The sequence below is a fragment of the Pseudomonas sp. MH10 genome, from assembly GCF_034353045.1.
In the GTDB taxonomy this organism is placed as follows: domain Bacteria; phylum Pseudomonadota; class Gammaproteobacteria; order Pseudomonadales; family Pseudomonadaceae; genus Aquipseudomonas.
The window spans coordinates 84,567-101,943 of sequence record NZ_CP133783.1 but is presented as its reverse complement, the minus strand read 5'-3'; the positions used below and the strand labels follow the sequence as shown (position 1 = coordinate 101,943).

The following is a 17,377-nucleotide window of genomic DNA, read 5'->3' as shown; positions in this document are numbered from 1 at the left end:
TCAGGAATCTTTTTATGAGCACCCTCAACCAAGCCCACTGCGAAGCCTGCCACGCCAACGCGCCACAGGTCAGCGACGAAGAATTGCCTGTTCTGATCAAGCAGATCCCGGATTGGAACATCGAAGTACGCGATGCCGTGATGCAGCTGGAAAAGGTCTTCGTGTTCAAGAATTTCAAGTTCGCGCTTGCGTTCACCAACGCGGTCGGCGAAATTGCCGAAGCCGAGGGTCATCACCCTGGCTTGCTCACCGAATGGGGCAAAGTAACCGTGACGTGGTGGAGCCACTCGATCAAAGGGCTGCACCGCAACGATTTCATTATGGCCGCCCGCACTGACGAAGTGGCCAAAGGTGCCGAGGGCCGCAAGTAATGCATTTCAACGATATCCAGCGAGTACCAGGCGATCCGATTCTGGGGTTGATCGAGGCGTACGCGACTGATACGAACCCGAACAAATTCGACCTTGGCGTGGGCGTCTATAAAGACGCTGCGGGCCTGACGCCGATTCTGCGCTCGGTCAAACTGGCCGAGCAGCGTCTGGTGGATCAGCAAACCACCAAGACTTATATCGGTGGCCACGGCCAGTCGAATTTCGGCACCCTCATCAGCGAACTGGTGCTGGGCAAGGACTCACCCCTGTTCGCGCAGAAGCGGGTCGGCGCAACGCAAACGCCAGGCGGTACCGGCGCCTTGCGTCTGTGTGCGGATTTCATCGCCCGTTGTCTGCCGGGGCGCGGTATCTGGTTGAGCGATCCGACCTGGCCGATTCACGAATCCATCTTTAGCGCAGCCGGGCTCAATGTCAGTCATTACCCGTACGTGGGCAGCGACAACCGCTTGAACGTCGAGGCAATGCTTGCCACGTTAAATCAGGTGCCACGTGGCGATGTGGTACTGCTGCACGCCTGCTGCCATAACCCGACAGGTTTTGATCTGTCCCAAGACGATTGGCGGCAAGTGCTGGAGATTGTGCGCCGCCGCGATCTGCTGCCGTTGATTGATTTCGCCTACCAGGGCTTCGGCGACGGCCTGGAGCAGGATGCATGGTCGGTGCGACTGTTTGCCGACGCATTGCCGCAATTGCTGATTACCAGCTCGTGCTCAAAGAACTTTGGCCTGTACCGCGAGCGCACCGGCGCATTGATCGTGTGCACCGACACCGCTGAAAAGCTCTTGGATGTGCGCAGTCAGTTGTCGTCCACCGCGCGCAATTTGTGGTCGAATCCGCCGGACCATGGCGCCGCCATCGTTGCTGAAATCCTCGGCGACCCTGAGCTGAAAAGCCTGTGGATGGATGAGGTGGAAGAGATGCGCGCGCGCATTGCGCAGCTCCGTGCAGGTCTGGTCGAGGCTCTGACACCGCTGGGCTTGGGCGAACGTTTTGCGCACATTGGCGTGCAACGCGGGATGTTTTCCTACACCGGACTGAACGACGCTCAGGTGGCCAGATTGCGTTATGAACACAGCGTGTATTTGGTCAGCGCTGGACGCGCCAACATTGCCGGCATCGATGCCTCGCGCCTCGACCTGTTGGCCCAGGCAATCGCCGACGTCTGTCACGACTGACAGGATTTTCCTATCGTTGTCATCAATCGCGCCCTTCCTGGGCGCGATTGCGTTGTGCCACCCAAGCAGCCTGTCGCTAAATGGCAAAAGAGTGGCAGATAAAGTCTGATTGTCATTTCCAGTGCTGTATCCTGCCCAAGCTTTACATAAGCACGGATCTTTCCAGCACCTTCAATCAGATCTTGCGCGGAGCGACGACGATGCATGAAATACCGAACTTCCCTTACCCAAGCCTTCACGAACCACAGCAATCCCCCAAGGCCCAACAAGCACCCGGCCGACAAGCCGAGTTGAAAGCCAATCCGGTCAAAGCTAAAGATAGCCAACGCGCTAAAAGCCGAGACTGACGGCAGTTATTCAGACCGTATGCCAAACCAGTGTTTTGCGCCTGTTTGCATACGGTCTGTTATGCCTCCTGCCCCCCCCCGCATTCGTGCATCGCTCTGAACAACACAAGTGAGCAGTGAAATGGCTAACCTTTCCGACCCCACCGCCCGCGTCGTGATGGAAACCACTGAAAGAATGGTCGAAATATGGTCCCGCCTCAGCACCGAAAAACAGACGGCTTTACTCCAGCGCTTCGGCACCAAAGAAACCGCGCTCGCCGCACTGGTCACGACCCAACTGCTTAACCCTGCCAAACGCTGATCTGTTTTTTGCCTTTGGCAAAACAGTCCGCTAGATTTTTCCGTATTTTTTCTAAGCCAATCTCCAGCGATGTCTCAACCGCCGCTATGATAAGCAGCCTTGATCGCGCCTAAAGCTGAAACGTTTCTTCTGCAACGCGTTGCGCGCCACCATTTCCTGCTAAAACGTGGATTTTTACGCATGCCAGACTCCTCGCCCGCCGCCGCAGAACGACCGATGGCGGTCACCCTGCAGGTCGTTTCCATTGTCTTGTTCACCTTTATCGGCTACCTGAACATTGGTATCCCGTTGGCGGTCCTGCCGAGCTATGTCCACACCGATCTGGGTTTTGGCGCCGTGGCTGCCGGACTGGTGATCAGCGTCCAATACCTGGCGACACTGCTCAGCCGCCCGTATGCCGGCCGGATCATCGACAACCGTGGCAGCAAAAAAGCCGTGATCTACGGCTTAGCGGGGTGTGGGCTCAGCGGTGTGTTCATGCTGGTGTCCGCTTGGCTGCACAACGCGCCGATGCTCAGTTTGATCTGTTTGTTCATCGGTCGACTGGTGTTAGGCAGCGCTGAAAGCTTGGTGGGCTCCGGCTCCATTGGCTGGGGGATCGGCAAGGTTGGCGCGCTTAATACGGCCAAAGTGATCTCTTGGAACGGCATCGCCAGCTACGGCGCGCTAGCGATTGGCGCACCGCTTGGGGTGTTGTTGGTCCAGGAGTTTGGCTTATGGAGCATGGGATTCAGCATTATCCTGCTCGCGGCTCTGGGCCTGAAACTGGCCTGGAACAAGGAGCCAGCACCCATCGTGATGGGTGAACGTTTGCCGTTTATGCACGTGCTGGGTCGCGTGCTGCCCCATGGCACTGGGTTGGCATTGGGTTCGATTGGCTTCGGCACCATAGCCACGTTCATCACGTTGTATTACGCCAGCCACAGTTGGCCGAATGCAGTGTTGTGTTTGAGCCTGTTTGGCGCCTGCTTCATCGGTGCGCGCTTGCTGTTCGGGAAATTCATCAACCGCCTCGGTGGCTTCCGCGTGGCGATTGCTTGCCTATCCGTCGAAACGCTGGGCTTGGTGCTGTTATGGGTCGCACCCACACCGTCGCTGGCCTTGGCCGGCGCGGCACTCACCGGTTTCGGATTTTCCTTGGTGTTTCCGGCATTGGGGGTAGAGGCCGTGAACCTGGTACCGGCCTCCAGCCGGGGTGCAGCAGTGGGTGCGTACTCGCTGTTCATCGACCTGTCACTGGGCATCACCGGCCCGGTCGCCGGAGCCATCGCCTCGGGCTTCGGCTTTGCTTCAATCTTCCTCTTCGCCGCCTTGGCGGCGCTGACCGGATTAATCCTCAGCGTTTACCTGTACCGCCAGGCGGTGCATCTACGGGATTATAAGCCGTAGGCGTTGCGTTCATCTGTAGGAGCCAACGTGTTGGCGATGCAACAGGCGGCGCGGTGAGTCAGTTGCTGCGCCTCGCCAACAAGTGCAACACCACTGCCAGTACCGACGGCAGCTAACGTCCCTAACCCCCTCGGTATCTTTCACCTTTTTACACGCCCCAGTATTTCCAGCGGCGGACACATGTTGAACCTTCATGTACGAGGCGCCACCGCCGATAGAATTAAACAAGACCGAGCTTGGCAACTATACCCATCCCAATCATTACCAATAGAAGTAACCCGCTGGTCCAGTGCAACATGACAAGTTGCAGTCTTAGGTCAGCTGGGAAATTTTTCAAATCCTCGGCACTAGCCCCTCCATCGCGGAGGTGGACACGAGGCATGGTCATTAATCCCATAATTGCACCCAGAAGATGCAACCGCCCCCATGGACCTGCATGCAATAAAAATGCTCGAATGGTAATAGTGGGGCAATTTTTCAGATGGCTTAACATCAGTTCGACTTTGTTGTATGCAAGATAAAACGCTATGCCAATGCAAGTGAAGACGCCTACAAAACCGATTAAACTTATGTAGAAATAACCGTTTTCACCAGTACTAAGGCTCATTTACTTTTCTCGTAAATGAGTTCACCCGCTTTTTCACCTGCCATTGCGAGGCCAATGCCAGCTGCAAAAGAACCCGCTCCGACTACTACGATGCCGCAAACAAGCGTTCCCGCTCCAAGCGTTGGTACCCCTAGCGCTGCACAGATAACGCCAGTGGAGCCGACTAATGCGAAACTACCTAACGCACCCCCACCCACCGTACCTACAAAACTTCCGCCCTCGGCATATTTCACCTTTTTACAAGCCTCAGTATTTCCCGCTACGCAAACATCCTGAACCTTCATGTAAGAAGCTCCGCCGCCAATTGCTATCCCCACGTACCCGCCGTATTTGAGATATTTGGATGCCCTAGCCACGCCGGCAAGGTGAGTGGCATAACCGGAGTTCATGCCGTAGTCGCCAGCTCTTCCCCAACCGTGTACCAAACTACGACTGGAAATACCTAGAGTCATAAACCCAATTCCTTTTTTCGATAGCTATTTAGGCTACTGAAAAACGGACTGAAGGGCTGTAGGACGCTTCTGAAAATGCAGGTTGCTGGCGCATTTTTGTGGCGCTAAGTGACCTCCAGCTAAAAATCCACCTTCCCACGCCCAGCCTTGATACTGCCGCGCAGCGTCTTGCCTTCCAAACGGCGTTTCTTTGAACCCAGGGTCGGCTTGGTTGGGCGTCGTTTCTTCTCGACTTTGGTTGCGTTGATGATCAACTCGGTCAAGCGTTCCAACGCATCGGCGCGGTTTTGCTCTTGAGTTCGGTACTGCTGGGCCTTGAGCACAATCACACCGTCACCGGTGATGCGACTGTCGCGCAGCGCGAGCAAGCGCTCCTTGTAGAACGGCGGCAAGGACGAGGCGTTGATGTCGAAGCGCAAATGCACCGCGCTCGATACCTTGTTGACGTTTTGCCCTCCGGCACCTTGGGCGCGGATGGCCGTCAACTCGATCTCGGCATCGGCGAGCTGCACGTTATTGGAAATCACCAGCATATGAGCATTACATGGTCCTGAAGCGTTCAACGATCTGCAACGAACGAAGTTAAAACGTGGCACATTGTACACCGCCGCACTCCACCGATTTATTGCAACCGCCTACATAGACCTGTCTCTAGTTGCTGACCGAACGGATGGGAAACGGTCCACACTCACTTCAAACAAATAGCTGACTGTATTTTGGCGCGAAATAAGTTTTGTTCATTCAGAACTGCATTCGGTCCCCGGCTGCCCGTCAAACCTCCACGCTTCAGCGCCTGTAAGTGACTCATTGGCGTTACACCATTCGAAAAATTTATTGCGCATAAAACATTCATAAACTAGTTTTTCTACTGTCTGCTGGCCAATCATGGTTAGCGCGATTTTCGGCGGGGACATTTAGAACCAAGCAATTAAAGGTGATGAATGTGCCCGCCGCTTTCTCTTCAATCAGCTTTTCTAACACGCCCTCCAGCAGATGCGGTGTGCTGCACCTGCAACGCCTGGCTGCCCCTCCTCGCAACGGGATGGATCCATGGACCAGATCAGCGCAATCGAACATTTTTTGCACGACCTGAAACATCACCCGGCCGTCGAATACACGTTTAAACCACAAGTGCTCATCGGCTACACCGACGCCTATTCAGCGCTCGTCAGTAACATCATCGAAACCGCCCTGGAAGATGACTCCTTTCGTTTCAGCGCAATGAACTTGAACACGTCGTCCACTGACTCGCTGAAAAACGCAATCATAGAGAACGACCTGTACATGCTGCTGTATGACACCTCAACCCAGTCCGACCTAAGCACTAAAGGCCCTGGGTTCATTCAGGAGTTGAGGACTGTCATGAACGAAAATCCGAAGAAGTCGTTGCTGCTCAAAAATTATGGCCGCTTCTTCTAGCGACGTCGTGACCCCGCTATACGTCCCTGTCACCCATAAAAAAACGCCAACCTCTCGGTTAGCGTTTTTTTACATCTGCTGCTAAAGCCAGACGATTACTGCGGTTTGCGACGACCAAAGCCTGGACGCTGGCCAGAGCCTGCTGGCGGACCGTTGCGTTTGCCCGAAGGCTTGCCGTTGTCTACCAGAACAATGCCCGCACGCTGCTGTTTAGGCTTGGCTGGGCGCTTGCTCACGTCACTTGGACGTTCTGCGACTGGCGTGCCGCGGCTGTCCGAACGCCCGTTGGCTGGACGCGGAGTGCGAGGTGAATCACCACGCGGCGAACGCTCGGCCGACTCACTGCGCGGAGTACGCGGAGCGCTGGCACCGTCTTCACGCGGTTTGCGTGCAGGACGTTCAGCACCTTCGCTGCGGCCACGCAACGGACGATTAGTCTCGCCGCCTGCACCGGAACGCCCGGTGGCAGGACGCGGAGCACGACCCGACGAGTCGGAACGCGGGCCTGACGGACGCGTGTCACGGTTGCCTTCCGAACGAGGACGGTCGCGCTCGCTACCGGTCACTTGCGGCTGACGTGGCGCACGCTCGCCGGTCGGTGCCGGAGCGCCTGGGTTGGCCGGACGCAACGTACGAACGCGCTCGCCTTTGCCCAATGGGCGCGACGATTGACGCTGAAGACGCTCCATCTTGTCTTTGGTCTTGGCGTTCATTTGCGGCTGAGCAACCGGCGTCAGGCCCACTTCGGCGCTGAGGGTGTCGACTTCGTACTGGCTCATTTCGCGCCAGCGACCCATCGGCAGATCAGAGTTAAGGAAAACCGGACCGTAACGCACCCGCTTCAAGCGGCTGACCACCAGGCCCTGGGATTCCCAGAGACGGCGGACTTCGCGGTTACGACCTTCCATCACGACGCAGTGGTACCAATGGTTGAAGCCTTCACCGCCCGGCGCTTGCTGAATGTCGGTGAAACGCGCTGGACCATCTTCCAGGACCACACCGGTCTTGAGGCGCAGCAGCATGTCGTCATCGACTTCGCCACGCACACGGACCGCGTATTCACGGTCCATCTCGAAAGACGGGTGCATCAGGCGGTTGGCCAATTCACCGTCAGTGGTGAACATCAGCAAACCGGTGGTGTTGATGTCCAGACGACCGATGTTGACCCAGCGGCCCTCTTTCGGGCGCGGCAAGCGATCAAACACCGTCGGCCGACCTTCTGGGTCGTCACGGGTGCAAATTTCACCGTCTGGTTTGTTGTACATGATGACGCGACGTACCGATTCGGCCGTCTCTTCGCGTTTTATCACGCGGCCATCAACGCTGATGGCGTCATGCAGGTCGACGCGTTGACCGAGGGTCGCGTCTTTGCCATTGACTTTGATTCGGCCTTGGCTGATCCAGTCTTCGACGTCACGTCGTGAACCTACGCCAATACGTGCCAGAACCTTTTGCAGTTTTTCGCCTGCTGGGCCGTCTTCTTTGCTGTCAAGCGTGTCTTTGTCACTCATCTGGGCACCTCCCGGTGTGTCGATAACAGGTCGCGCTGAGAAATGGCGCGAGCTGATTGCTGAATCTGAAGCCTATGGCGATGTATGAAATCGCAAAAGGTCGCGAATCATACGCGCAAGGCGCCTACTGCGCACCAAAGACTAGTGCATTTGCGTAGGCTTACTTCTTTTTCCGCCGATCGGCCGCCTTCATTTGAATCAAACGCTGGGCGGAATCGGCCAGCACCTTGCGCCGGTCGCCTTTGTCGAGCTTTTTCCAAGCCTTGATTTCGCGCTTGCTGCGGCCACACCCTACGCAGATATCGTCATCGAACTTGCAGACGCTGATGCAGGGATTTTTGCTGCTCATGGAAGAGTCCTAAGTTTTTCTGTAGGAGGGCCCACGTCTTCCACGCCGCGCAATGGCGAAGCAAACACAGGCCTTTGGGAGCGCGCTTCTACAACAAATAGCCGTGATTCAATACGTTATTCGTTGTTGGAGGGTTCGGTGCCGCCTTCTTCGTCCTGCTCGGCGAGATCAGCCCGCAGCAAGTCGTCGAAGTCTGTCTTGAGACCCAACTCCATGGCGTCAAGTTCGACCAATAAACTGCGGAAACTGGTTTCGTCCCGTGGCGGCTCAGGTTCCGCGTCCGGGTCGAGGCTGGCGTCGGCCATGGCTTGGAGGTTGGCGGGCACCGGGGCGTCGTCGAAATCGAGCATGGGCTCAGGTTCCAGCTCGCGCAGTGCAGCCAACGGCGGCAGGTCATCCAGGTTTTTCAGGTTGAAGTGATCGAGAAACGCCTTGGTCGTGGCAAACATCGCAGGCCTGCCCGGCACTTCACGGTAGCCGACAATCCTGATCCATTCGCGTTCCAGCAGTGTTTTAACGATGTGGCTGTTGACCGCCACGCCCCGTACGTCTTCGATTTCGCCCCGAGTGATCGGTTGGCGGTAAGCAATCAACGCCATGGTTTCCAGCATTGCCCGTGAATAACGCTGCGGCCGTTCTTCCCACAAGCGGCCCACCCATGGCGAATACTGCTCGCGGATCTGCAAGCGATACCCAGAGGCAACTTCTCTTAATTCAAACGCACGGCCCTCGCAGGATTTCCCCAACATTTGCAGGGCTTTTTTAAACACCGGGAGCTCAGGACGCTCGCCGTCTTCGAACAGCTCGAACAGCCGTTCCAGCGACTGTGGTTTTCCAGATGCCAGCAAAAAAGCTTCGAGCAGGGGGGCCAGCTCGCGGGGATCAGTCAGGTTCATGCGTTGGCTCTTTGCTCGATTATTCGGCTCTTGCCCGGACGTGTATCGCCGCGAAGGCCTCGTTTTGCACCAGGTCCACCAAGGATTCTTTGACCAGTTCCAGAATCGCCATGAAGGTCACGACCACACCGAGGCGCCCTTCTTCGGCGGTGAACAGTTCGGAAAACGGCACGAATCCGCCGCCCTTGAGGCGCTCCAGCACATCACTCATGCGCTCCCGGGTCGACAACGCTTCGCGACTCACCTGGTGACTTTCAAACAGGTCGCCCCGGCGCAGCACTTCGGCCATAGACATCAACAGTTCGTCGAGGCTGACATCGGGCAGCAGTCGGCGCGCTTGGGCTTCGGGGGCGTCCAGCTTAGGCACCACCACGTCACGCCCAACCCGACTCAGACCATCGATGCCTTCGGCCGCCGCCTTGAAGCGCTCGTATTGTTGCAGACGCCTGATCAACTCGGCGCGTGGATCGTCTTCTTCGGCTTCGATCTCCGCCGAGCGTGGCAGCAGCATCCGCGACTTGATCTCGGCCAACATGGCTGCCATCACCAGATACTCCGCCGCCAACTCCAGGCGCACGGTTTTCATCAGCTCGACGTACCCCATGTATTGCCGAGTAATTTCGGCTACTGGGATATCGAGGATGTTGATGTTCTGTTTGCGAATCAGGTACAGCAGTAAGTCTAGCGGACCTTCGAACGCGTCGAGAAACACCTCCAGCGCGTCCGGCGGAATATAGAGGTCTTGCGGCATGTGCATTACCGCTTGGCCGTAGACCATGGCGAACGGTAACTCTTGCTGAGCGCCCGCTTGGCTGTCTAGCGTTTCAAGCGATGCCATTCAGGCCTCAACCTCGAACGGTCGCGGGTCGCCGCAGCCCACCCGGATGATCTGGGCTTCGCCGTCTGCCAGATTGATAACAGTGGACGCCGAAATACCGCCGATACCGCCGTCAATGATCAGGTCAACCTGATGCTCCAGCAGTTGGCGCATTTCATACGGGTCGCTCAAGGGTACGGTCTCGCCGGGCATGATCAAGCTCACACTCATCAACGGCTCGCCCAGCTCCACCAACAACGCTTGCGCAATCGGATGGCTTGGCACGCGCAGGCCAATGGTCCGGCGCTTGGGGTGCAGGATCAACCGTGGTACTTCGCGGGTGGCGTTGAGAATGAAGGTGTACGGCCCCGGCGTGTGGATTCTGAGCGCACGAAACGCCGCCGTATCGACTTTGGCATAGGTACCCAGCTGCGACAGATCACAGCACATCAGGGTGAAGTTGTGCTTGTCGTCCAATTGGCGCAAACGGCGAATACGCTCGATGGCGCTTTTATCGCCGATCTGACAACCCAGCGCGTAAGACGAATCCGTGGGATACACCACCAGTCCACCGGACTTGATGATCTCAGCTGCTTGCTTTATCAGACGCGCCTGCGGGTTTTCCGGGTGCACCTGGAAAAATTGACTCACGGTATCTTCCTGTTCAGACGGCAGTAGGCTGGTCATGTTTGAATCGACACCAAAGTGGCGGTAGGTCCTCAGGCAACGGGCGGTAAACGCCAATCTCGGACCAGGCGCCAGGGGCATGAAAGTCACTGCCGGCAGTTACCAGCAGACCAAACTCACGAGCCAGAATAGCCAGACCACCGACCTGTATTGCGGGTTGCAGGCCGTTGACTACTTCAATCGCGTGGCCGCCAGCCTGAAGATAGTCGGCGACCAATTTACGACGTTTACTGCGGGTGAAATCATAATGCCAAGGGTGTGCCAGGCTGACCCAGGCTTTGGCTTCGCGCAGGGTCGCTACGGTTTCTTCCAGCGTAGGCCAATGTTGTTTGACGTCGCCCAGTTTGCCAGCGCCCAGCCATTTACGAAACGCCTCGGCGCGATCCTTGACAAAACCGGCCCGGACCATAAAGTCCGCGAAGTGCGGTCGAGCCGGTGCATTACCACTGTCACCAAGCTCCTGCTGGATGGCGCGAGCACCTTCCAGTGCCCCCGGCATACCTTTGATCGCCAATTTTCGGCTTATTTCTTCAGCGCGCAACCAGCGACCATGGTGTAAACGCTCAATAGCGTCGACCAAGGCGGGCGCGTTCATGTCGAAATCGTAGCCTAAAACATGGATGGTGGCACCGCCCCAGGTACAGGATAATTCAACACCGTTGACCAACTGCATACCCAGCGCAAGCGCCGCAGTACGGGCCTCTTCGAGTCCTTCGAGGGTATCGTGGTCGGTCAGGGCGAGCACCCGCACACCGTTTTCAAACGCACGCGCAACAAGGACCGCAGGCGCTAGTGCGCCATCGGAAGCAGTGCTGTGGCAGTGCAGGTCAACATTCATAGGTGGCGCTTTCGCTGTCATTGATGTTTGTTATTATGCCGCCACATCCTGCATCTGGCTGCCATTGTGAAACAATTCATCGACTTCATTCCGCTGCTGCTGTTTTTCATCGTGTACAAAATCGATCCTCGCGCCGTCGACATTCTTGGCCACAGCGTCATGGTGGGCGGGATTTTCAGCGCCACGGCCATGTTGATCATCAGTTCGATCGTGGTGTATGGCATTTTGTTCATCACTCAACGCCGACTGGAAAAAAGCCAGTTGCTAACCTTGCTCGCCTGCCTTGTGTTTGGCAGCCTGACGTTGGCTTTCCATAGCGAAGCCGTCCTCAAGTGGAAAGCACCAGTGGTCAATTGGGTGTTCGCCCTGGCCTTTGCCGGCAGTCACTTCATCGGTGATCGTCCGCTGATTCAACGCATCATGGGCCACGCACTGACCTTGCCGCAGGCGATCTGGACCCGACTGAACATCGCCTGGATCATCTTTTTCGTATTCTGCGGTGCAGCCAACTTGTACGTGGCCTTCACGTATCAGGATTATTGGGTGGACTTCAAAGTGTTCGGCAGCCTCGGCATGACCTTGCTGTTTTTGCTCGGCCAAGGGATATTCCTCGCCCGCCACCTGCACGATGCGGATTCCTCAACGCCTGAAACCAAGGATTGAATATGCTCTACGCTATCATTTCGACCGATGTCGCCAATTCATTGGAAAAACGCTTGGCTGCCCGGCCTGATCACTTGGCACGCCTGACCCTGCTGAAAGAACAAGGCCGCATGGTCTTGGCCGGGCCGCATCCGGCCATCGACAGCAATGATCCCGGCACCGCAGGTTTCTCCGGCAGCTTGATCGTCGCCGAGTTCGAATCCCTGACAGCCGCGCAAGCCTGGGCCGACGCTGATCCGTACGTCGCCGCTGGAGTGTATGCCAACGTGATGGTCAAGCCGTTCAAACAAGTAATGCCGTAACACAGCGTGCGGGCGCCGCGCTTGAGCGCGGCGCCCATGGATCATTGCGGTATTGCTCACGATTGCGTTAAACCTGCCGATAACCCGCCGATACTCAATAAAAATATAAGGCGTTCAGATGCGTTCAGGTTCGATGTATTTGTTGTGGGCCCTATTGAGCGTTGGCGTCAACGCTCAGGCCGAAGAACCCTCCACTCCATCGGTGTCCACTGCGGTACCGCTGAACACGGGTAGTCGGATCGCCGATTTGCAGCTGCGCCTTACAGCAAGCGAGCAACAGCGCGAGAAATTGAGCCAGCAAATCCTAAGTAAAGACACTGAACGTGAAAGCCTGCTGAGTCGACTGCGCCAAGAGAACCAACGCCTCACGTTGCAACTCAAAGAATCGCAGACTGCCGCGCCGCAACGTATGCTCACCGAGCAACAACAATGGTTCGTTACTGGCGGCGGTGTCGCTATGATTGCCCTTCTTTGCGGTATCTTTGCCAGCGGCTGGCGTAGACAACGTCGGCAGTGGCTAAATTGAGTGAGTCATGAGCGAACTGTTACTAATTGATGATGATAAGGAGCTCTGTGAGCTTCTGAGCAGTTGGCTAAGCCAGGAAGGCTTTCAGGTGCAGTCTTGCCACGATGGCAGCAGCGCTCGACGCGCATTGGCGCAATCGACGTCGCCAGCCGCCGTCGTACTGGACGTGATGCTGCCGGATGGCAGCGGTCTCGAACTGCTTAAACAATTGCGTACCGACCACCCTGATTTGCCGGTGCTGATGCTGTCAGCCCGTGGCGAACCGTTGGACCGCATTCTCGGCCTCGAACTGGGCGCCGACGATTACCTGGCCAAACCTTGCGACCCGCGAGAACTCACCGCTCGCTTGCGCGCCGTCCTGCGCCGCAGCCACTCCTCGGCGGCATCCAGCCAGCTCGAACTGGGGGATCTGTGTTTCAGCCCGGTGCGCGGCGTGGTCACCATCGACGAGCATGAATTTACCCTGACCGTTTCGGAAAGCCGTTTGCTCGAAGCGCTGCTGCGTCAACCCGGCGAGCCGCTGGACAAGCAAGAACTGGCGCAGCTGGCACTGGGTCGCAAGTTGACGCTGTATGACCGCAGCCTAGACATGCACGTCAGCAACCTGCGCAAGAAAATCGGCCCCCACGCCGACGGCCGCCCAAGAATCGTCGCCCTGCGCAGTCGCGGTTATTACTACTGCGTTTGAAACGCTTGCGTCTTCGAGGCGGCAGAGCGTCAGGACTGAAGCTTTCCCGAATAAATTCGGTCCCACAGACTGAACTGACCCCAAAAAATTCTGTAGGAGCTGCCAAAGGCTGCGATAAGGTTTGAAGGACCTTCGCCAACAAGTTGGCTACAGAAAACAGCGTTTACAGCGCGATTCAAAGGACGCGGCGGGAATCTATTCCAGGTGATTTCGTCTTTACCCAAGCTTTACTGTCACCTGACCGCCGTTGACCTTGTTCTCCCTACACTGGCCTCAACCGGCATCGAGTCGGATCCGAGACAAGGAGATTCACCATGCGTAAGACTTTAATCGCCCTGCTGTTTGCTGCTGCTCTGCCTACTGTTGCGATGGCCATGCCTCCCGAAGACGGTGGCGGTCATAGCGGTGGCATGCACAGCCACAGCCCCTACAGCCAATTGAACCTGACCCCGGATCAACGCCAACAAATCGGGCGGATCATGTTTGAGCAGAAGCGTAACCGCGACGAAGTCACCGAGCGTTACCTGCAAATGCTGACCCCTGCCCAACAGAAAAGCATGCAGGACGAGCTAGCCGCCAAACACATCAAAGCCCAGAGCGATGTCCGTGCGCTGCTAAAGCCTGATCAGCAAAAACAGTTCGACGTGATCCAGCAACAAGAGGCTCAACGCCGTGCCGACCACGCCGAGTTCCAGGCATGGAAAGCGCAAAAGGCTCAGCAAGCTCAATAACTGCTGGCTTGCCCTACCCGACACATTTAAATGTGTCGGGTTTTTATTGTTTTGAGGAATTCACGTGCGTTCATTGTTCTGGCGAATTCTGGCAAGTTTCTGGTTAGCTATAGCCCTGGTGGCAGGGCTGTCGATTTTGCTCGGGCACATGCTCAATAAGGACGCCTGGATCCTCAGTCGCCATCCAGGCATCGCCAAATTGGCGCAGAACTGGACCCAACTCTATGAAGACAAGGGTCAAGAAACCGCACAGGAATACCTGCAACAGCGAAAACGGCGTTATCACGTTGATGTTCAGGTGCTCAACGAAAGCGGTGAAGCGCTGGTACGCGGGACATTTCCACCTCGGGCGGCGGCCTTCGAAGCGCGCCAGCACAACGACCCCGAGCAACTTCCGTGGCGTCGTCTAACCAGCGAGTACACCAGCCCGAAAAGCGGCGAAACCTATTTATTCATCTACCGCATCCCCCACCCGGAGCTGAATGCGTGGCACCGTGACAGCTTGATCTGGCCCCTCAGCGCTCTGGGTATTGCGCTGGTGGTACTGACGCTGTTCAGTTTAATGGTGACGCTGTCCATCACTCGCCCGCTCAGTCGATTGCGCGGTGCGGTGCATGATTTGGGGCAAACCACTTATCAACAGAACAGCTTGGCGCAACTGGCAAATCGTCGCGACGAGTTCGGCGTGCTGGCTACCGACTTCAACCGTATGGGCGCCCGCCTGCAAGCCTTGATCGGTAGCCAGCGTCAGTTACTGCGTGACGTTTCCCATGAGTTGCGCTCGCCCTTGGCGCGGTTGCGTATTGCGTTGGCGCTGGCTGAGCGAGCCGAACCGGCAGAACGCGAGAAGCTCTGGCCGCGCCTGGCCCGGGAATGCGACCGTCTCGAAGCCTTGATCAGCGAGATTTTGGTGCTGGCGCGTCTGGACGCGGATTTTGGAGAGGCCGAGTCAGTGGACTTGGCTGAGATGCTGCACCACTTGCAAAGCGACGCCCTGCTCGGCGCCGCAGATCAGCAAGTACGGGTCGATGTTCAGAACGACGTTGAACTGCAAGGTTGGCCCGACATGCTTGAGCGGGCGCTGGACAACCTGTTGCGTAACGCCCTGCGTTTCAACCCCGTGGGGAAAACCATTGAGTTTCTGGCACAGCGTGAGGGCGATCGGTTACTCATCAGCGTGCGTGACCACGGCCCCGGCGTGTCTTCAGAATTTTTACCGCAATTGGGCGAACCCTTCTACCGCGCCCCCGGCCAGACAGCGCCGGGTTACGGCTTGGGCCTGGCCATCGCCAAACGCGCCGCAGAACGCCACGGCGGCAACCTGACACTGGCCAACCACCCTGAAGGCGGGTTTGTGGCAAGCATGAATTTGCCGCTAGACCCGATAGTTTCCAGTGCTGCTTAGTGGCCATCTGTAGGAGCGAGCTTGCAGCGCGACAGCGCGGCGTCTAAGACGTGGCGGCCCCTCCTACAGAGTCCCCCACGCGCTCACGAAGTCAGCGATATCGAGCTTAGGCGCGGTGCGCGGTTCGTTTTGCGGGGTGCCTAGGTAGAGGAACGCAACGACCTCTTCCCCTGCTTCCAACCCCAGCCCTTTTGCGACGTGGGCTGAATAAGCCAGCTCGCCGGTGCGCCAGACAGCGCCCACTCCCAATGCAAAAGCCGCGTTAATAATGCCGTGGGCAGCGCAGGCGGCGGTGATCAGTTGCTCTTGCTTGGGCACTTTAAAGTGATCCTGCAATTTGGCGATGACAACCACCACCAACGGCGCGCGTAATGGCCCAAGGCGCGTTTTTTCCAAGGCCTGAGTGTTGGGCTCGGCACCGCTGAGTTGCAGCGCCTGCGCCAGCAACTCGCCCATTTGTTCTCGGGCATGACCTTCGACGGTCAAGAACCGAAACGGCCGTAACTGACCATGGTCAGGCGCGCGCAGGGCTGCGGCAAACAACAGTTCTCGCTGCGCGGCGTCGGGTGCCGGATCAACCAGCCGTGGGACTGATACGCGGTTGAGCAAAGCGTCGAGCGCCTCCATTGGGTATCTCCTGAAAAAATGATCGGTCATTCTAGGTGGGGTACGTTACTACTAACGAGCGAGCGCATAATTTAATTACTACCATTTATATCCGAGCGCGGTATTCCCCCGGCGTTGCATCGAACCAACGACGAAAAGCCCGGAAGAAGTTGCTGGGGTCGGCGAAGCCCAACAAGTAGGCGATTTCCAACAGGGTCATTTGCGGCTGCGCCAAGTATTGCTCGGCCAGTTCACGGCGGGTGTCATCAAGCAATGTCTGAAAACTGGTGCCCTCCTCCTGCAAACGTCGTTGCAACGTGCGTTGAGACAAATGCAAACGTTGCGCAACCATCTCACGCTTGGGCTCGCCCTGCGGCAGCAACCGGCACAGCACTTGACGGGCTTGATGAGTCACACGACTTTCAGAAAACCGCGCCAGGTACTCTCCGGCAAAACGATCATGCAGTTGCGCCATGGCCTCATTGGCCGTGGGCAGAGGCGCGTCCATGTCGGCACGGTCAAACACCAGGGCGTCGTAGGGCGCATTGAACGTCATCGGCGCATGGAAGGCCTGTTTGTACGGTTCCATGTTCTTGGGCGGATCACCCTGAATCAGCACCTGGCGCGGTTGCAGTGTCCGTCCGGTGAGCCAACTGCAAAACGCCAGGACCGACGCCATTGAGGCTTCGGCGCTTTGCCGGGTGGGCGGCAGATGATCGCCGTGCACGGTCAAGATCAGCGCATAGCCTTCGGCCAGCAGACGGAAACTCAAGTCAGCACTTTCGGCGATGATTCGCTGGTACCTGACCAAACGCGAAAAACCGTCCTTGAGCGTCTGACTCGACATCAGTGCGTAACCCGCCACGCTGAAGGAACCTGGACGGACGACTTTGGCCATGTTCAAACCAATCGCTGGATTACCCGACAGCGCAACCGCCCGCTGCCAAAGCCGGGTCAGGGAATCTTGTGGGAAACGCGCGTCGGGGTTGTCCAGGTCGGAGTAATCAAGCCCCAACTCCTTGAACAGTAAGCGGCAGTCCAGGCCATCCAGCTCCAATGACCTGACGATACCCATGGCCCAACTGGCAGAAGTCGTTCTTTCGCTCATGATTTTTCTTATTCGGAATAAGCCGCGTCCCGCAGCCAGTGCGGCCAAGGATACGCTGGAGGCTTAATCATGTACCACGAGATGTTGCTGGGCAAAGTACGCTTTTAGCAGAGCATTAGCGTTCTACGGCGCGTTGGGCCAGCAAAGCGTCCTTCACGGCCACTGCCG

23 protein-coding genes are annotated in these 17,377 nt (G+C 57.1%); 12 read left to right on the top strand and 11 right to left on the bottom strand.

Annotated elements, in window-relative coordinates; all coding sequences use genetic code 11:
* The first annotated feature begins 14 nt into the window (after positions 1 to 14).
* The 5 genes from RHM59_RS00440 to RHM59_RS00420 all read left to right on the top strand — a co-directional run bounded on the left by RHM59_RS00440 (position 15) and on the right by RHM59_RS00420 (position 3,604).
* Positions 15 to 371 (top strand): 4a-hydroxytetrahydrobiopterin dehydratase, encoded by a 357-nt coding sequence (locus RHM59_RS00440; RefSeq protein ID WP_322168304.1) that lies wholly within the window; start codon positions 15 to 17, stop codon positions 369 to 371.
* Positions 371 to 1,567 (top strand): amino acid aminotransferase, encoded by a 1,197-nt coding sequence (locus RHM59_RS00435; RefSeq protein ID WP_322168302.1) that lies wholly within the window; start codon positions 371 to 373, stop codon positions 1,565 to 1,567. The genes RHM59_RS00440 and RHM59_RS00435 overlap by 1 nt, the downstream gene beginning before the upstream one ends.
* 200 nt (positions 1,568 to 1,767) lie before the next feature.
* Positions 1,768 to 1,914, top strand: a complete 147-nt coding sequence (locus tag RHM59_RS00430) for a hypothetical protein (protein ID WP_322168300.1) — start codon at positions 1,768 to 1,770, stop codon at positions 1,912 to 1,914.
* 121 nt (positions 1,915 to 2,035) lie between these two features.
* Positions 2,036 to 2,215 carry a hypothetical protein gene (locus RHM59_RS00425; protein ID WP_322168298.1) on the top strand — a complete coding sequence of 60 codons (180 nt, stop codon included), beginning with the start codon at positions 2,036 to 2,038 and terminating at the stop codon, positions 2,213 to 2,215.
* Between the two features lie 180 nt (positions 2,216 to 2,395).
* Positions 2,396 to 3,604: an MFS transporter gene (locus tag RHM59_RS00420; protein WP_322168296.1), complete on the top strand. Its 1,209-nt coding sequence runs from the start codon at positions 2,396 to 2,398 to the stop codon at positions 3,602 to 3,604.
* 220 nt (positions 3,605 to 3,824) lie between these two features.
* Here the strand turns inward: RHM59_RS00420 and RHM59_RS00415 are convergent, their stop codons facing one another.
* The 3 genes from RHM59_RS00415 to arfB all read right to left on the bottom strand — a co-directional run bounded on the left by RHM59_RS00415 (position 3,825) and on the right by arfB (position 5,196).
* Positions 3,825 to 4,211, bottom strand: a complete 387-nt coding sequence (locus RHM59_RS00415) for a hypothetical protein (RefSeq protein WP_322285718.1) — start codon at positions 4,209 to 4,211, stop codon at positions 3,825 to 3,827.
* Positions 4,208 to 4,663, bottom strand: coding sequence for a hypothetical protein (locus RHM59_RS00410; RefSeq protein ID WP_322285717.1), 456 nt, complete (start codon positions 4,661 to 4,663; stop codon positions 4,208 to 4,210). Before RHM59_RS00410 ends, RHM59_RS00415 begins: the two co-directional genes overlap by 4 nt.
* A gap of 119 nt (positions 4,664 to 4,782) precedes the next feature.
* Complete coding sequence (gene arfB, locus RHM59_RS00405) at positions 4,783 to 5,196, bottom strand: alternative ribosome rescue aminoacyl-tRNA hydrolase ArfB (protein ID WP_322168288.1); 414 nt, start codon at positions 5,194 to 5,196, stop codon at positions 4,783 to 4,785.
* Positions 5,197 to 5,713: 517 nt separating this feature from the next.
* Between arfB and RHM59_RS00400 the strand changes: the two genes are divergently transcribed.
* A complete protein-coding gene (locus RHM59_RS00400; RefSeq protein WP_322168287.1) occupies positions 5,714 to 6,082 on the top strand; it encodes a hypothetical protein in 369 nt (122 codons plus the stop codon).
* Between the two features lie 95 nt (positions 6,083 to 6,177).
* Here RHM59_RS00400 and rluB read toward each other — a convergent pair whose 3' ends face one another.
* The 6 genes from rluB to RHM59_RS00370 form a co-directional block, all read right to left on the bottom strand.
* Positions 6,178 to 7,593 (bottom strand): 23S rRNA pseudouridine(2605) synthase RluB, encoded by a 1,416-nt coding sequence (gene rluB, locus RHM59_RS00395; protein WP_322285716.1) that lies wholly within the window; start codon positions 7,591 to 7,593, stop codon positions 6,178 to 6,180.
* A gap of 160 nt (positions 7,594 to 7,753) precedes the next feature.
* A complete protein-coding gene (locus tag RHM59_RS00390) occupies positions 7,754 to 7,942 on the bottom strand; it encodes a DUF1289 domain-containing protein (RefSeq protein WP_322168285.1) in 189 nt (62 codons plus the stop codon).
* Positions 7,943 to 8,058: 116 nt separating this feature from the next.
* The gene (scpB, locus tag RHM59_RS00385) at positions 8,059 to 8,838 is read right to left on the bottom strand and encodes an SMC-Scp complex subunit ScpB (RefSeq protein ID WP_322285715.1); all 780 of its coding nucleotides are present in this window, start codon (positions 8,836 to 8,838) and stop codon (positions 8,059 to 8,061) included.
* A 19-nt stretch (positions 8,839 to 8,857) separates the two neighbouring features.
* A complete protein-coding gene (locus RHM59_RS00380; RefSeq protein ID WP_322286757.1) occupies positions 8,858 to 9,556 on the bottom strand; it encodes a ScpA family protein in 699 nt (232 codons plus the stop codon).
* A 120-nt stretch (positions 9,557 to 9,676) separates the two neighbouring features.
* Entirely contained in the window at positions 9,677 to 10,306 is a 630-nt protein-coding gene (locus tag RHM59_RS00375; RefSeq protein ID WP_322168283.1) for an L-threonylcarbamoyladenylate synthase, read from the bottom strand.
* A 13-nt stretch (positions 10,307 to 10,319) separates the two neighbouring features.
* The gene (locus RHM59_RS00370; RefSeq protein ID WP_322285714.1) at positions 10,320 to 11,180 is read right to left on the bottom strand and encodes a PHP domain-containing protein; all 861 of its coding nucleotides are present in this window, start codon (positions 11,178 to 11,180) and stop codon (positions 10,320 to 10,322) included.
* Positions 11,181 to 11,246: 66 nt separating this feature from the next.
* On the opposite strand from RHM59_RS00370, the gene RHM59_RS00365 reads away from it, so the two are divergent.
* The 6 genes from RHM59_RS00365 to RHM59_RS00340 all read left to right on the top strand — a co-directional run bounded on the left by RHM59_RS00365 (position 11,247) and on the right by RHM59_RS00340 (position 15,495).
* A complete protein-coding gene (locus RHM59_RS00365; protein WP_322168281.1) occupies positions 11,247 to 11,843 on the top strand; it encodes a septation protein A in 597 nt (198 codons plus the stop codon).
* Positions 11,844 to 11,845: 2 nt separating this feature from the next.
* A complete protein-coding gene (locus RHM59_RS00360; RefSeq protein WP_322168280.1) occupies positions 11,846 to 12,145 on the top strand; it encodes a YciI family protein in 300 nt (99 codons plus the stop codon).
* A 118-nt stretch (positions 12,146 to 12,263) separates the two neighbouring features.
* Positions 12,264 to 12,671 carry a translation initiation factor 2 gene (locus tag RHM59_RS00355; protein WP_322285713.1) on the top strand — a complete coding sequence of 136 codons (408 nt, stop codon included), beginning with the start codon at positions 12,264 to 12,266 and terminating at the stop codon, positions 12,669 to 12,671.
* A 7-nt stretch (positions 12,672 to 12,678) separates the two neighbouring features.
* Entirely contained in the window at positions 12,679 to 13,359 is a 681-nt protein-coding gene (locus RHM59_RS00350) for a response regulator transcription factor (RefSeq protein WP_322285712.1), read from the top strand.
* A gap of 314 nt (positions 13,360 to 13,673) precedes the next feature.
* Positions 13,674 to 14,090: a Spy/CpxP family protein refolding chaperone gene (locus RHM59_RS00345; RefSeq protein ID WP_322168277.1), complete on the top strand. Its 417-nt coding sequence runs from the start codon at positions 13,674 to 13,676 to the stop codon at positions 14,088 to 14,090.
* A 64-nt stretch (positions 14,091 to 14,154) separates the two neighbouring features.
* Positions 14,155 to 15,495: a HAMP domain-containing sensor histidine kinase gene (locus RHM59_RS00340; protein WP_322285711.1), complete on the top strand. Its 1,341-nt coding sequence runs from the start codon at positions 14,155 to 14,157 to the stop codon at positions 15,493 to 15,495.
* Between the two features lie 63 nt (positions 15,496 to 15,558).
* Here the strand turns inward: RHM59_RS00340 and RHM59_RS00335 are convergent, their stop codons facing one another.
* Together RHM59_RS00335 and RHM59_RS00330 are read right to left on the bottom strand one after the other, a co-directional pair.
* Complete coding sequence (locus RHM59_RS00335; protein ID WP_322285710.1) at positions 15,559 to 16,122, bottom strand: nitroreductase family protein; 564 nt, start codon at positions 16,120 to 16,122, stop codon at positions 15,559 to 15,561.
* Between the two features lie 85 nt (positions 16,123 to 16,207).
* Positions 16,208 to 17,209 carry an AraC family transcriptional regulator gene (locus tag RHM59_RS00330; protein WP_322285709.1) on the bottom strand — a complete coding sequence of 334 codons (1,002 nt, stop codon included), beginning with the start codon at positions 17,207 to 17,209 and terminating at the stop codon, positions 16,208 to 16,210.
* Positions 17,210 to 17,377: the final 168 nt, after the last annotated feature.